At 59.4% G+C, this 13,159-nt stretch carries 10 protein-coding genes; 4 read left to right on the forward strand and 6 right to left on the reverse strand.

Annotated elements, in window-relative coordinates; all coding sequences use genetic code 11:
* The 5 genes from XX99_RS18000 to XX99_RS18020 all read right to left on the reverse strand — a co-directional run bounded on the left by XX99_RS18000 (position 1) and on the right by XX99_RS18020 (position 5,732).
* Positions 1-615, reverse strand: a complete 615-nt coding sequence (locus XX99_RS18000; protein ID WP_050060775.1) for a hypothetical protein — start codon at positions 613-615, stop codon at positions 1-3.
* The gene (locus tag XX99_RS18005) at positions 612-2,585 is read right to left on the reverse strand and encodes a CocE/NonD family hydrolase (protein ID WP_050060776.1); all 1,974 of its coding nucleotides are present in this window, start codon (positions 2,583-2,585) and stop codon (positions 612-614) included. The genes XX99_RS18000 and XX99_RS18005 overlap by 4 nt, the downstream gene beginning before the upstream one ends.
* 88 nt (positions 2,586-2,673) lie before the next feature.
* On the reverse strand, positions 2,674-3,936 hold the full coding sequence (locus XX99_RS18010) for an alpha/beta fold hydrolase (protein WP_050060777.1): 1,263 nt from the start codon (positions 3,934-3,936) through the stop codon (positions 2,674-2,676).
* Complete coding sequence (gene alr / locus XX99_RS18015; RefSeq protein WP_050060778.1) at positions 3,929-5,110, reverse strand: alanine racemase; 1,182 nt, start codon at positions 5,108-5,110, stop codon at positions 3,929-3,931. Before alr ends, XX99_RS18010 begins: the two co-directional genes overlap by 8 nt.
* 10 nt (positions 5,111-5,120) lie before the next feature.
* Complete coding sequence (locus XX99_RS18020) at positions 5,121-5,732, reverse strand: nuclear transport factor 2 family protein (RefSeq protein WP_050060779.1); 612 nt, start codon at positions 5,730-5,732, stop codon at positions 5,121-5,123.
* A gap of 160 nt (positions 5,733-5,892) precedes the next feature.
* Here XX99_RS18020 and dnaB point away from each other — a divergent pair, with 160 nt between their 5' ends.
* Positions 5,893-7,290 carry a replicative DNA helicase gene (gene dnaB / locus XX99_RS18025; protein ID WP_050060780.1) on the forward strand — a complete coding sequence of 466 codons (1,398 nt, stop codon included), beginning with the start codon at positions 5,893-5,895 and terminating at the stop codon, positions 7,288-7,290.
* A gap of 465 nt (positions 7,291-7,755) precedes the next feature.
* Positions 7,756-9,186 (forward strand): chromosomal replication initiator protein DnaA, encoded by a 1,431-nt coding sequence (gene dnaA, locus XX99_RS18030; RefSeq protein ID WP_050060781.1) that lies wholly within the window; start codon positions 7,756-7,758, stop codon positions 9,184-9,186.
* A gap of 151 nt (positions 9,187-9,337) precedes the next feature.
* Here dnaA and XX99_RS18035 read toward each other — a convergent pair whose 3' ends face one another.
* Positions 9,338-10,444: a Gfo/Idh/MocA family protein gene (locus tag XX99_RS18035; RefSeq protein ID WP_050060782.1), complete on the reverse strand. Its 1,107-nt coding sequence runs from the start codon at positions 10,442-10,444 to the stop codon at positions 9,338-9,340.
* 129 nt (positions 10,445-10,573) lie between these two features.
* Between XX99_RS18035 and XX99_RS18040 the strand changes: the two genes are divergently transcribed.
* Together XX99_RS18040 and XX99_RS18045 are read left to right on the forward strand one after the other, a co-directional pair.
* Positions 10,574-11,695: an alpha/beta hydrolase-fold protein gene (locus XX99_RS18040; RefSeq protein ID WP_050060783.1), complete on the forward strand. Its 1,122-nt coding sequence runs from the start codon at positions 10,574-10,576 to the stop codon at positions 11,693-11,695.
* A gap of 283 nt (positions 11,696-11,978) precedes the next feature.
* A complete protein-coding gene (locus XX99_RS18045) occupies positions 11,979-12,977 on the forward strand; it encodes a DUF4097 family beta strand repeat-containing protein (RefSeq protein WP_050060784.1) in 999 nt (332 codons plus the stop codon).
* The last annotated feature ends 182 nt before the right edge of the window (positions 12,978-13,159 follow it).

The raw sequence follows: 13,159 nt of genomic DNA on the forward strand, positions 1-13,159 counted from the left end.
CTAAATTGTAGCGCCTGACTGTGAGAAATATGCCGGAAGGATTGCTGCTTCGCGAAGCTCTTGAATCAGAAGCGAAAGTGCGGCGATATAGCGGGGATGATTGCCCATACTCGGAAACGGAATCGCAGGCCTGAGCAGATCGAGCCGGCCTGCTTTCAGAGCAGCCTCTTTGACGAAAAGCTCGCTGCCTTTGTGAATGGGAAGGATCGCGAGCGGAGAGGCTTTCGCGATCCGCTGCGAAAGATAATCTATGGATCTCTTCCATTCCGCGCGGCGCAGGGCATGTTTCTCGATGTGGTTGACGGGCTCGGCGCAGAGGTCTTCGAGATAACAACCTGACGCTCGAAAACCCTCTAGAAATGCGGGCATGGTCATCGCGTCAACGCCATAAGCCATGCGAAAAGCCTGCTCGGTGTATCGAACCAGGTTCGAATTCCCCGCGTAGAAAAAAGTGCCGCCCGCCGGCCGGGACTCGGCGACGAGCAGCACTCCAACTTTCTTGGGGCGATAGCGGAGCCGAAGCTCTTCGAAAAATTCGGTCGAGCACGGGGCCGGATCTTCCGAAGGATGCTCAGCTTTGCGAGGGCGGGATTTGGCTTCCCGCCCCGTGCTCACTTCGCCTCCACCAGCGGCAGCTCCACGAAGCTCTCATGCCCGGGAGCATGCCATATCCGCTGCTCTGCCTTTTTGTAATCCTCCGGCTTCGCCCAGAAGATATTCGGCACGAACGTCTGCGGATTGCGGTCATACAGCGGGAACCAGCTCGACTGCACCTGCACCATGATGCGATGCCCGGGCAGAAAGACGTGATTGGCCGTAGGCAGCGCGAATTGGTAGAGCAGAGGCTCACTGGGTTGAATCGCTTTGGGTGATGCGAAGCTCTCGCGATAGCGTCCGCGGAAGATATCTGCCGAGATCATCAGCTGATAGCCGCCCAGCATCTTCTCTCCGGCAACTTCATCCGGGTAGACATCGATCAGCTTCACCACCCAGTCCGAATCCGTTCCGCTGGTTGATGCGACGAGATGGGCCAGCGGCTGCCCGCTGATCTTCACCGGCTTGGTGAGCACATCGGTTTCGAAGGCCAGCACGTCGGTTCGTCCCGATGCTTCCCGCTGATCGTCCACCAGCCACTCCGGCCAGGTGAGGCCGTTGTCGTAGCCGACAGGTTGAATCGGCCGCTTGCGAAAGGGCACCGGCTTCGCTGGATCGGAAACGTAGGCGTCGAAGGCCGCGTCGCCGCCGGCCGGAGCGCCGAAGCCCAGCTTCAATCCCGGCTCCAGATACAACGGGGTAGCTTTCACCGCGCATCCATCCGCGCATCCTGCAGGCCACGAGGGCAGCTTCTCCCACTCGTTCTCTCCGGTCGCGAAGGCCCACACGGGAGGAATCTCCGTCTTCGGCGTCTCATCCTTCAGGTACTTCGCGAGAAACGGCCGCAGGATATGCTGCCGGAAATAAAGCCCGGTATCGCTGTCGAACTTGATCGGTCCAAGGTTGCTGGCCTCCTCTATCTCCTGTCCGTGATGCCAGGGACCGAGCGCCAAGTAGACCATATCGTTACTCGTGTCCTTCGGCTTGATGGCCTTGTAGACAGCGATTGCGCCGTAGATATCTTCCTGGTCCCAGAGGCTGGCCACCAGCAAGGTCGGCACCTTCAGCGGTTCGTCGGCCAATATCTTGTCGACTGCCTGGTCGCTCCAGAATGCGTCATAGCTGGGATGAGCGAGAACCTTCTGCCAGAAGCCTATCTGCTCGAGCCCTCGCTCTTTGCCGAGCTCGCCGGCCGACACGGCATTCATGTACATGTCGTAGTCGTCGAAGTTGCTGGTCCACCACTTGATGGTGTTGGAGCGCGTTCCCGCCTGCTCAAAGATGTAGGGCATGTTCTGTTCGCGGAAGGCGCCGTTGTGAAACCAGTCGTCGCCCATCCAGCCATCGACCATGGGATTCATCGGCACCGCTACCTTCAATGCGGGGTGCGGATGCACAAGCGGCGTCAGGGAGAGATAGCCGTCGTAGGAGATGCCCAGGATGCCGACCTTGCCGTTGCTCTCGGGAAGATGCTTCACCAGCCAGTCGATGGTGTCGTAGGTGTCGGTCGATTCATCCACCGGAGTTGGATTCTGCGGGCCGTGCAGTGGGCGGTTCATCACGTAGTCGCCTTCCGAGCCATATTTCCCGCGAATGTCCTGCACCACGCGGATGTATCCGTCTTCGACAACTACCTCCACCGCGTTGTCATAGCCATCCAGGCTTGGCCCAAGATGCGAGCTCGGCCCGTAGCCGGTAAGCGCATTCGCATCGTAGGGAGTGCGCGTCATCAGCATCGCCGCATGATTCGCTCCCTTCGGCACCAGGATCACGGTATGCAGCTTGACTCCATCGCGCATGGGGATCATTACCTCGCGGCGTTCGTAGTCGAAGCCGCTGGCTGGCAAATGCAGCTCCGCCGGAGTTTCACTCGGATAGTTCGGATATTTCGCGTTCTGAGCTAAGGAGGGATACGTCGCGGCAAAAGGAAGAATCAGGCTGCTCAGCAAAAGAGAAGACGAAAGCGTGCGAAGACGTTCAAGCCGAAACATGTGGTTTTCTCCGGAGGTGTCGAGAAGCGCTCTAGCGTTGGCCGAAGCGCTTCTGTTCTTTACCGGATACTACACGCAGCGGAAACCGCTAATCAGCAGAAGAAGCGGCGAGGCGGGGATCATCTTGTGGGCTGGTGAAAACACGACCCTGCGCGAGTGCCTTGAAGGCCGAATACACAAACGAACCCAGATACCATCCGTCGATGAACTTGTATGGCGTTTCGCCGGTGGTGTAGTGGCCGCAGGGCAGGACTTTCGATACGTAATCGATGCCAAGCTTCGCAAAACTGCGCAGCACTTCGAGCGAATACTCTTCCAGAAACGTGAGATCGTACCTGGCATGAACCACCAGCACCTTTTTAGGCTGGGCGGCGAAGCGCCGCATGTAGTTCACCGGGCTGGTCGCGCCAAAGAGCTGCCGCAGCCGTTCCTGCGTCAGGCCCGCATCCTCGAAGGCCTTGCGGATATGCCGCGTGCTCTGGCCGGTCCACACCACATCGCCGAAGGAGGTCGATGCGTGATTGAAGGCATTCACGCGAAGCCGCGCGTCGTGAGCAGATGCGATAAATGCATAGCAGGAGCCCAGGCTGGTGCCAAGCACGCCGAACTGCTCGTAGCCTTGCTCCTCCAGCCAATCCATGCAGCAGCGGATATCGACGACGGCCTGCCGGCAGGCGGCGATATTGCGTCCGATATTGGAGCTCACGGCGTAGTCGGATCTCTCCAGCTCGGCCGGCCGCCGAATGTCGTGGTAAGGCTTGCTCAGCCGCAGCGCCGAAACTCCAAAACGATTGAAGAGCGAGCACAGCGCATTGTGGCTGAAGGCATCCGCATTCCACTGCGGCATCACGATCATGGCCTGCTTCGGCTTGCCCTGCATTTTTTCAGCAGGCGCCGGATACCAGCGGGCATTGACGAAATCATTCTCGGGATAAGGCGTGCGGATGGGCGAGGTAAAGCGCAGGAACTGTGCGGCCTCCAATTTCCCATCGATGGCCATCTGCTTCAGCTCGGCATCCCGCTTTAGCGTTTCAGGACGAACATTGGTCGGGAAGAGCTCGGGATGGCGCGTCTCGAGTTGAAAATCATTCGGGCGCTGGTAGTCGTAAAAGGCTTCGCTGCGCTGCACGATGGCATCGTTCAGAGCGGCCAGCGCATCTTCGGCTTCGTGCGGGTTCAGATCCGCCGGATTCCTCGATCCAAAAATCTTCTCGTGCAGTCCTGCAGATTCGACAAAGTCTTGCAGCCACTCGAATCCCCACTCCACCGGACGCACGATGCGATTTTCATCGCGCGTGGTGAGCTCGGTCTCCCACGCGTACATTCGGCGTGCATACCAGTTCTTAAACATCGTCTTCGCTCGCATTCAAAGTCACCCGGCGCACCCGGGCGCTGATATTGCACAGAACCTCATAAGGAATGGTACCCGCCAGGTCGGCGAAATCGTATGCGGAGATCTGCTCCGTTCCTTGTTTCCCAATCAGAACTACTTCATCGCCCATCTCGACGGCGGGGATGTCCGTTACATCGACGATGGTCAGGTCCATCGAGATGCGGCCTACGATCGGCGCGCGCTGACCGCGCACCAGCACTTCTCCCCGGTTCGACAACAGGCGGTTCATGCCGTCGGCGTAGCCCACCGGCAGCAGAGCCAGGCGGCTGGGCCGCCCGGCGCGAAAGGTCGCGTTGTAGCCCGCGCTCTCACCCGCTTCAATCGTGCGCAGGGATACCACGCGGGTCTTCCATGCCAGCACCGGCTGCAGCTCATTCGCCTCTGTACTCGCGCCTTCGCCGCTGACGCGAGGTGGATAGCCATAGAGTGATAGCCCGGGTCGGAGCATCGCCGAAGCGCCGTATTTCGCAGCAAGCTCGCCAATGCTGCGAGCGCCATCATTGGCGAGTACCGTTGCCGAATTGCCCGCGTGAATCACGGTGGGGCGAAACCCGCGAGCCGAGATGATTTCCATTGCCGCATCGAGGCGCGCCATCTGCGCCGCTGTCGCTTCTCCGTCCAGAAGCTCCGGCGAGTGGAAGTGGGTCATCACGCCTTCGAGGGAGAGAGCCTTCGCCGCTTGCATGCGTTCAAGGAATGAAGGCAGATCGGCGAGCCGAACACCCTGCCGCGCCATTCCTGTGTCGATCTCGAGATGCACTGCGACTGACTGGGTGGCGCACTGCTTCTCGCGCGTGGCCGCATCCAGCCATTCAAGATGAGCCGGCTCCCAGACCACCGGCGTCAGCCGATGCTCGATTGCACCTTCGGCCTCATGCTCCCACAGGCCGCTCATCACCAGAATGCGCGCGCCGGGGCATGTTGCCCGCACTGCGATTGCTTCTTCGGCGTTGGTCACGCCGAGCCACGCTGCTCCGGCATTTGCGAGAGCGTGCGCACATGCCAACGTGCCATGTCCGTAGGCGTTGGCCTTCACTACCGCGATCAATCCGGATTCGCCGGCAGCGGCGCTCAGCAGTCGATAATTTTGGATCAGCCGATCAAGCGAGATCTCTGCCCAGGCAGGACGCATCGAACAGTGCCTACTGCTGCGGAGCAGGATTGCTGCCTGCAGCCGGAGGAGTTTGGGGCGCATCCTGGCCCTTGAACAAAAGCGGGATGTGGAAGGGCAAATCGGCTGTGCTCTTCTTGGCCGGCTTCGCCGCTTTTTGCCCTGCCTGCTGTTCGACCACTGCTGTGCGCTGGGAGTTGATGCAGATCCAGTTGCCGCGCGCGTGCTGATAAACATGCGTGAAGATGCCGCGTTCTTCGTGCGTTGTGCCGTTGACCTTCCATTTCTGGATGTAGGTTCCATCGACCACGGCAACATCTTCAATGGTGCGAACGTTGACCACACGCTGCTCCATGCTCACCGGCTGCGGCCCCGACTTCTCGTAAAGCAAAGCGATCTGCTGGTTGCGCGTTGTGATGTCTCCGCCCGAGGAGATGTCGACATACAGCGGCGACATCAGATTCTCCAGCCCGTACTGATCGCGTTTCACCAGCGCGTTGCTCCACTGGTCCTCAAACTTCTGGAACTGCGCAATCTCAGGAGATTGCGGGGACGCGGGGGGAGCGGTGGCTTGTTGCTGAGCGAAGGCCGTTCCGGCAAGGAGCACCGTGCAGGCTGTCAGCGATATCAAAGTTTGTTTCATAGTCACAACGAAATCTCTTTCTTTCTCATGATAAAGGCTGAGGTTCGATTTGGCATTGCGGACGCGTTATCCAGAGCTTCCACAGGCCGTCCACACCTTAATTTGACGATCTTGAGCCCTTTGCGTTGTTTTCTTTTGTCTGCGGGCCTAGCCTCTATGAATGGCCGCCACTGCTGACATCTCTTTCGAACGCGGGCTGCCCGCCTCTGTTGACGCCGAACGTTCGATTCTTGGCGCTATCCTTCTCGATAATCACGCGTACAACGAGGCCGCGGAGAAGCTGCGCGCCGATGACTTCGCCCTCGACTCGCACCAGCGCATCTTCGCGCGCATGGCCGAGCTTATCGATGCTGGCCGCGCGGTCGACATCGTTACTCTTGCCGAGGAGCTGGCCAAGCGAAAAGAAGTCGAATCGATTGGCGGAGTTGCGTATCTTGCCTCGCTGACCGAAGGCCTGCCGCGCCGCCTTTCCATTGAAGAGTACGTCCGCATCGTCAAGGACAAGTCGCTGCTGCGTCAGCTCATCAACATCTGCTCGACGGCTATCACGCGCGCCGCAGATCAGAGCGAAGAGGCGCTCGAGGTCATCAACGCAGCGGAAACGTTGATGCTCGAGGTCACGGAGAAGGGCATCACCCGCGGCTTCGCCGGTATTCCGGAGATCGTTCGCGACTCCTTCGGCACCATCGACAACTTGTACAAAGAAGGCCGCGAAGTCACTGGTCTGGCCACGCACTTTGACGAGTTCGATCGCATGACCAGCGGCCTGCAGAAGTCAGAGCTCATCATCATCGCGGCTCGCCCTTCGATGGGTAAAACCGCGTGGGCCATCAACATCGCACAGAATGCCGCGGTTCGCAGCGCGCATACGGTTGCCGTCTTCTCACTCGAAATGAGCAAGGAGTCGCTGCTGCGAAGAATGCTGGCCTCTGAAGCTCTGGTCGATTCGCAGAAGATCCAGAAGGGTTTTCTCGGCCGCGAAGATCAGGAGAAGCTGAACAGCGCGCTCGAGCGTCTGGTGGAGGCGCCCATCTTCATCGATGACACGCCGGGCATCTCGCTGACCGAGATGCGCGCCAAGGCGCGGCGACTGCGCCAGTCGCGCGGCGGTCTCGACCTCATCGTGATCGATTACCTCCAGCTCATGACCGCCAGCTCCGGCCTGCCAGGCCAGAAGCGCTATGAGAACCGCACGCAGGAGGTCTCTGCAGTCTCGCGCGGTCTAAAGGCTTTGGCGAAGGAGCTTGAAGTGCCGGTGATCGCGCTCTCACAGCTCTCGCGTTCTTCGGAGCAGCGCGGCGGCGACAAGAAGCCGATGCTCTCCGACTTGCGCGAGTCAGGCTCGATCGAGCAGGACGCCGACGTGGTGGCCTTCATTCACCGCGACAGTTACTACAATCGCGACGAAAACGGACAGCCCGATCCCGATACCGAAGGCAAGGCCGAGATCATCATTGCCAAGCAGCGAAACGGTCCGACCGGCTCTGTGCACTTGGCCTATCTCTCCAAATGCACCAGATTTGAGAACCTTGCCCATGGCGGTGGTGGCGACTATTGAGGCCGGTAAGGATTACATATGCCGAGTCGTAATTGCCAAGTTCGCGGCTTCATGCCACGATCAAAGAGACAGTGAGAGAAGCGACGAAGATCGCAAATGTATCGATTGGAATTCCAAATTTTCTCCAAGGTTTTTTCAAAGATTACCTTCTGCGGCGCCGATTTTTCAGACCATTTCACACTCCGTGGTGCAACCCTGCGAGAGGAAAAAAAATGCGGCAGAAAGGTCGTACTTTCGGGCTTCGAACTGTGCTAGTATCGGCAACGTTCATAAGAGATTTTCCTGACGCCTCGCGGCCGTCAGACCAATCGACCGAAGCATCGGAAAGCAAGGCGCATCCGATGCGCTTCCCGGCCAATGCAAATGCTCCGGCAATACCCACTTAGGATGGGACCGAGTGCATTTGGTCATGCGTTTGCATCCGGCATCGAATAGTCTCCGCGAGCGTTCAAGCAAGGAATAAGAATGTCATTTGTCGCTACTCCCGCCGCCGTGCTCAATCCTTGGGTGCGGATCCTCGGCGCACTTGAAAAGAAGGTCAATCGCCAGTCGTTCGATACCTGGCTCAAACCCACACGCTTCAGTTACGCCAAAGAGCGGCTGCTGTACGTGCGCATCCCCACGCCTGAGTTTCAGCATGTCGGCGAACGCTATGCCGATCTCATTCAGGAAGCCATCGATGCGCTGCAGCTCGAATTCGACGACGTAAAGTTTCTCACCCCGGAAGAAGATCCCACGCTGGCCCGGGCTCGCGAAGATGGCGGCTTTCCGCCGGTTCCGACGCATGCGCCGAATGCTCCGGCCAATGGCCGTCACGTCAACGGACGCACCGCGCCCGCAGCTCCTCCGCAGCAGGCCCGCTTCGATTGGTCGACAGCGGCGCAGCTCAATCCGCGCTACACCTTCGATGCATTCGTCATCGGCTCGGGCAATCAGTTTGCCCGCGCTGCGGCGGAGGCGGTGGCCGATCGCCCGTCGAAGGCCTACAACCCGCTCTTCCTCTACGGAGGCGTGGGCATGGGTAAGACCCATCTCATGCATGCCATCGGCCACGAGGTGAAGTCGCGCACGCCCAGCACTTCTATCTGCTACGTCTCGGTCGAAAAGTTCACCAACGAGATGATCAACTCGCTGCGCTACGACAAGATGACCAGCTTCCGCGACAAGTATCGCTCGGTGGATCTGCTGCTTATCGACGACATTCAGTTTCTCTCGCAGAAGGAGCGCACGCAGGAAGAGTTCTTTCACACCTTCAACGCGCTTCACGAGAACATGAAGCAGATCGTCATCGCGTCCGACCGTCCTCCCAAAGAGCTGCCCGAGATCGAAGACCGCCTGCGTTCGCGCTTCGAGTGGGGATTGATCGCCGACATTCAGCCGCCGGACCTCGAAACCAAGGTCGCCATTCTGCAGAAGAAAGCAGAGAGCGAGCAGGTTATCATCCCGACCGACGTTGCGCTGTTCATCGCCTCCAACGTGCGCACCAACGTACGCGAGCTGGAAGGCGCGCTCACGCGGCTGTTCGCCTGGTCGCAGCTCAACGGTGTCGAGATCACGCTGCCAACCGCGCAGCAGTGCCTCAAGCAGTTCATCGACACGCAGGTGCGGAAGATTACGATCGAGGCCATCCAGCGCGCGGTAGCCGAGCAGTTCGGCATGCGCGTCGCGGAGCTGAAGCAGAAGAATAACTCGCGCGCCGTGGTCGTTCCGCGGCAGATCGCCATGTATCTCGCCAAGCAGATGACCGAAGCATCACTGCCCGAAATCGGACGGCAATTCGGAGGCAAGCATCACACTACAGTGATGCACTCCATTGCCAAGATCGACGAGATGCGCCGCTCCGAGAAGAGCCTCAATAGCACCGTGAACAAGCTGATGGAAACGCTCAACGGCTAGCGCTGGCCGTCTGGAATTGGCGTTCTGGGCAAACGCCTTCGGCGCTGCTTCGCGCGAGGATGAAGGAAGCTGAACCGGCGATCCCACATCTCGCTTCTGAGAAGTGGGGTCACCGATGTTAACTTCAGCATGCCGCCTTCGGGATGAAGGTTCAGGAAAGTGCCGGCAGACCCGCCGATTGATAAATACGCGACATCAGTTCCATGTCGCGTAGTCCCTCTTCTCCCGGAGTCTTCGGCTCTTTGTTCTGGTTGATGCAATCGGCGAAGTGATCGGCCTGCGCCTTGAACTGCGCTGGATCGGGGGCAGTGACGAGATCAGGAATCTTTTCGCGTCCAATCTGCCCGGTCATATGAATCCCCGAGTAGCCAAATGCCGGATTTAGCTCCAGCATGCCCTTTGCTCCATGCACCCGGTAGAAGCCGTCCATACTGGCGCCGTACGTGGTGTTGCAGGCGGCTACGATGCCGGAGGGAAACTTCATCGTCCAGGAGACGTTCTCTTCCACATTTTTGAAGCGTCCATCATGATCGATGACCGAAGAGTAGGCGCTGATCTCCTGCGGCTCTTCTCCGGTCAGATAGCGGCAGGCGTTGAGCGAGTAGATGCCCACATCCATCAGCGGACCGCCTCCCGACAGCTTGCGGTCGATGCGCCATTCGCCGGCAGGGATATTGAAGCCGAAGTCGCTCTCGATGGCCTGTATCGTGCCCAGTGCACCGCTGCGGATGATCTCCACTGCTTTGAGATTGACCGGCTCATAATGGCAGCGATAGGCGATCATCAACTTCTTCCCCGCCGACTTGCATGCCTCGATCATGGCCTTGGAATCGGCGACGCTGGTAGCCATGGGCTTCTCGCACAGTGCATGCTTCCCGGCCTTCGCTGCGCGGATGGTGTACTCGGCGTGCATGCTGTTTGGCAATGCGATATAAACCGCGTCGATCTCCTTGTTCTGCGCGATGGCATCGAAGTTGTCATAGCTGTAGATTGCATTGGAGGGCACGCCATAGATTGCCGCCTGTTTTTCCGCCTTATCGCGATGGCCGCTCACGAGCGCGGTGATGTGCCCGCTATTTCCGAGCTTCACCGCCGGCATGAAGTGGTCCATGGAGATTCGGCCCAGACCGACGATGCACCATCGGATGCCCTGGCCGCCTGTCGATTGCGCCTGAGCCGACGACCATCGGGAGGGAAGCAGGGAGGAAAGGGAAGCAACTCCGGCAAGACGGCTGAATTCGCGGCGGCTAAAGCGCATAAGATCACTCCATTCAACTAAATCGATTCAGGTATGAATTCTTACAGGAAACCCCAAGGCCGCGCCAGCTCAACACTTCATCTCGTGAAGCCCTGGTGCAGTCCGTCAAATCATTTATCCTGTCCCTCAATGCGCTTGCGCCTTGCGGCAAGACCGCTCTTCGTCCTCATTCTCTCTCTCTTTGCCGGCATTGCCGCGAACGCGGCTCCGCGTCACATCGACACTGGTTTTCTGAATCGTCACGTCGTGGTGAACGGAGCGCTCTACAAGTATCAGGTTTACCTGCCTGAAGGTTGGACCGAGCACGGAAGCTGGCCGGTCATTCTCTTTCTTCATGGCAGCGGCGAGCGCGGCTCCGAGGGCATGGATGAGACGCAGATCGGCCTGCCGCAGGCCATCCGTCTCCACCCCGACCACTGGCCTTTCATCGTCGTGATGCCGCAGGTGCCCTTCGGTCATCACCATTGGACCGATCCCGACATGATGCAGATGGCGCTCGCTGCGCTCGACCAGGACACCAAGGAGTTCCACGGCGACCGCGATCGCACCTATCTCACCGGTCTCTCGCTGGGCGGCTATGGCGTTTACGAGCTGGCCCGCTACAACCCGCATCGTTTTGCAGCGATTGCGCCGGTCAGCGGCGGCATTTTCTGGTCCTATCGGCCGGAGCGCTGGAAGGAGTCGACGACCCTGCCGGCCGAATATGCCCGCGCCATCGGGCGGACGCCGGTCTGGATCTTTCACGGCTCCGATGACAATGTGGTGATCGTGAAGCAGTCGCAGATCATGTACGAGGCGCTCAAGGCGAGCGGCGGCAACGTCCGCTTCTGGCAGTACGCCGGCTGGAGGCACAACGCATGGGACAAGGCCTATGCGCTGCCGGATCTGGCGCACTGGTTCCTGGCGCATCGCCTCAGCTCCACGCCCAGGCTGCAGCCTGCGGCTGAAGAGATCCTGGTGCCGCTGCATCCTGTCCCCGCCAGGATCGATTACGACGTCTACGACGACTATGTCGGCGTCTACGACGACGCAGGCACCGCACAGGCCACGATCACCCGCCAGGGCGACCGGCTGTTTACGAAAAATCGCGTCGGAGACGTCATCGAGCTGCTTCCTGAGAACTCCACCAGCTTCTTCTACCCCACCGGCAGCCCGACCCGGCTGATCTTCGAAAAGGATGGAAACGGCGAGGTCAAGGGCATCCGCTTCCGCGACGATCGCCACGAGGAGTTCTGGGAAAAGCGCCGCTGACCGGATGCGGCGGCGCTGCCCGGATTGTGGAGAAATAAGCACACTTCTCAAGCGGGCTTCCTGACGCGGCCCTATTCCGAGCGCCGCGAAAAATCTCTGCCGGTTCCCCTAGCGTCGGGCGCATTTTCCGGGCGGATCTGTCCGTTCTCGAACAGCTTTTGCGTGAAGCGGACACTTTATTCCATAAATTTTTCATGAATCCATTGATTCTGCTGCCTTTTCCCGGCGGTCTTTTTGGGCTTCAACGTGCCTTATCCATTGATGGAATTTCTGAGGAACTCCCATGTCACAGACTTCGTATCCGCAGCCAGAGGGCCATCCTATGCGCCGCTTCGCGCTGTTCGTTGTCGTTTTAACCGCCGTTGTCGCCGTTGGCTCACAGCCCTGGAGCGGAAACAGGCGCTCGGGCCAGACCGCGTGTTCGCGCCTGCGCACCTTCATGGGCAGCTTCCGCGCGCATGCCAAGGCGGACGGTGCACCGGCCTACGGAGCGGCACTGGGCACCGCCGATGGCTGGAATGTCCACGATTGCTCCGGCGAAGACCATAATCGGACCAACTGGGGCTGGGGGCACCAGGAGCGGGCCTGCGAGATGCGGACCATGGTCATCTCCGCTCCCGGCAAGCTGGATGTTTCGAGCATGAACGGCGGCATTGACGTGGTGGGCGAAGATAGGAAGGATGTCCGCGTCGATGCGCGGGTCGAGGCCTGGGCCGATTCCTCCAAGGAGGCTTCCGACATCCTTCGCGAGGTGGAGATTCAAGCTTCTGGCGGAACTATCCGCGACAAGGGGCCGAACTTTCACTGGGGCAACCGCGGTTATAGCGTCTCCTACACCATCCACGCGCCTCACCAGCTCTCTGCCGAGCTGAAGACCATGAATGGCGGCATCGGACTCTCACATCTCGACGGCGATCTGAACTTCGACACAACCAACGGCGGTGTCGACCTGACCGATCTCGCCGGGAAAGTTCACGGCAGCACCGTGAATGGCGGCCTGGATATTGCACTCTCCGGAGATCGCTGGCACGGCGAGGGCCTTCACGCCGAGACCACCAACGGCGGCATCTCGCTGAATCTGCCTGAGAAGTATGCCGCCCATCTCGAGACGGGCACCGTCAACGGCGGCATCGAGCTCAACTTCCCCATTACCATCCAGGGCGAGATCAAGCATCATCTCGAGACCGATCTCGGCGGCGGTGGACCGACTATCCATGCGGAGACCACCAACGGCGGAGTCACCGTCAGCCATTCGTCGAAGAGCGATCAGGATTCCATGTAGTTCTCCCTCCCTCAGACAACACAAAAGGGACCGCCAACGCGGTCCCTTTTGTGCTGCCTACAAAGCTGTACTGAGTTGAGGAAGTAAAAGACCCCGGGGCTGAAGCCCTCGGAATTCGATCGGCTGCTTCGTGAGGCTGAAGCCTCACGCTCCCTCCGAAAAACAATCGCAGGGCTTCTCCT

The organism is Silvibacterium bohemicum (assembly GCF_001006305.1).
Taxonomy (GTDB): Bacteria; Acidobacteriota; Terriglobia; order Terriglobales; family Acidobacteriaceae; genus Silvibacterium; species Silvibacterium bohemicum.

Coding starts and splice junctions, on each gene's coding strand:
- XX99_RS18005 (WP_050060776.1), bottom strand. CDS start 2,585: ATGTTTCGGCTTGAACGTCTTCGCACGCTTTCGTCTTCTCTTTTGCTG.
- XX99_RS18010 (WP_050060777.1), bottom strand. CDS start 3,936: ATGTTTAAGAACTGGTATGCACGCCGAATGTACGCGTGGGAGACCGAG.
- alr (WP_050060778.1), bottom strand. CDS start 5,110: ATGCGTCCTGCCTGGGCAGAGATCTCGCTTGATCGGCTGATCCAAAAT.
- XX99_RS18020 (WP_050060779.1), bottom strand. CDS start 5,732: ATGAAACAAACTTTGATATCGCTGACAGCCTGCACGGTGCTCCTTGCC.
- dnaB (WP_050060780.1), top strand. CDS start 5,893: ATGGCCGCCACTGCTGACATCTCTTTCGAACGCGGGCTGCCCGCCTCT.
- dnaA (WP_050060781.1), top strand. CDS start 7,756: ATGTCATTTGTCGCTACTCCCGCCGCCGTGCTCAATCCTTGGGTGCGG.
- XX99_RS18035 (WP_050060782.1), bottom strand. CDS start 10,444: ATGCGCTTTAGCCGCCGCGAATTCAGCCGTCTTGCCGGAGTTGCTTCC.
- XX99_RS18040 (WP_050060783.1), top strand. CDS start 10,574: ATGCGCTTGCGCCTTGCGGCAAGACCGCTCTTCGTCCTCATTCTCTCT.
- XX99_RS18045 (WP_050060784.1), top strand. CDS start 11,979: ATGTCACAGACTTCGTATCCGCAGCCAGAGGGCCATCCTATGCGCCGC.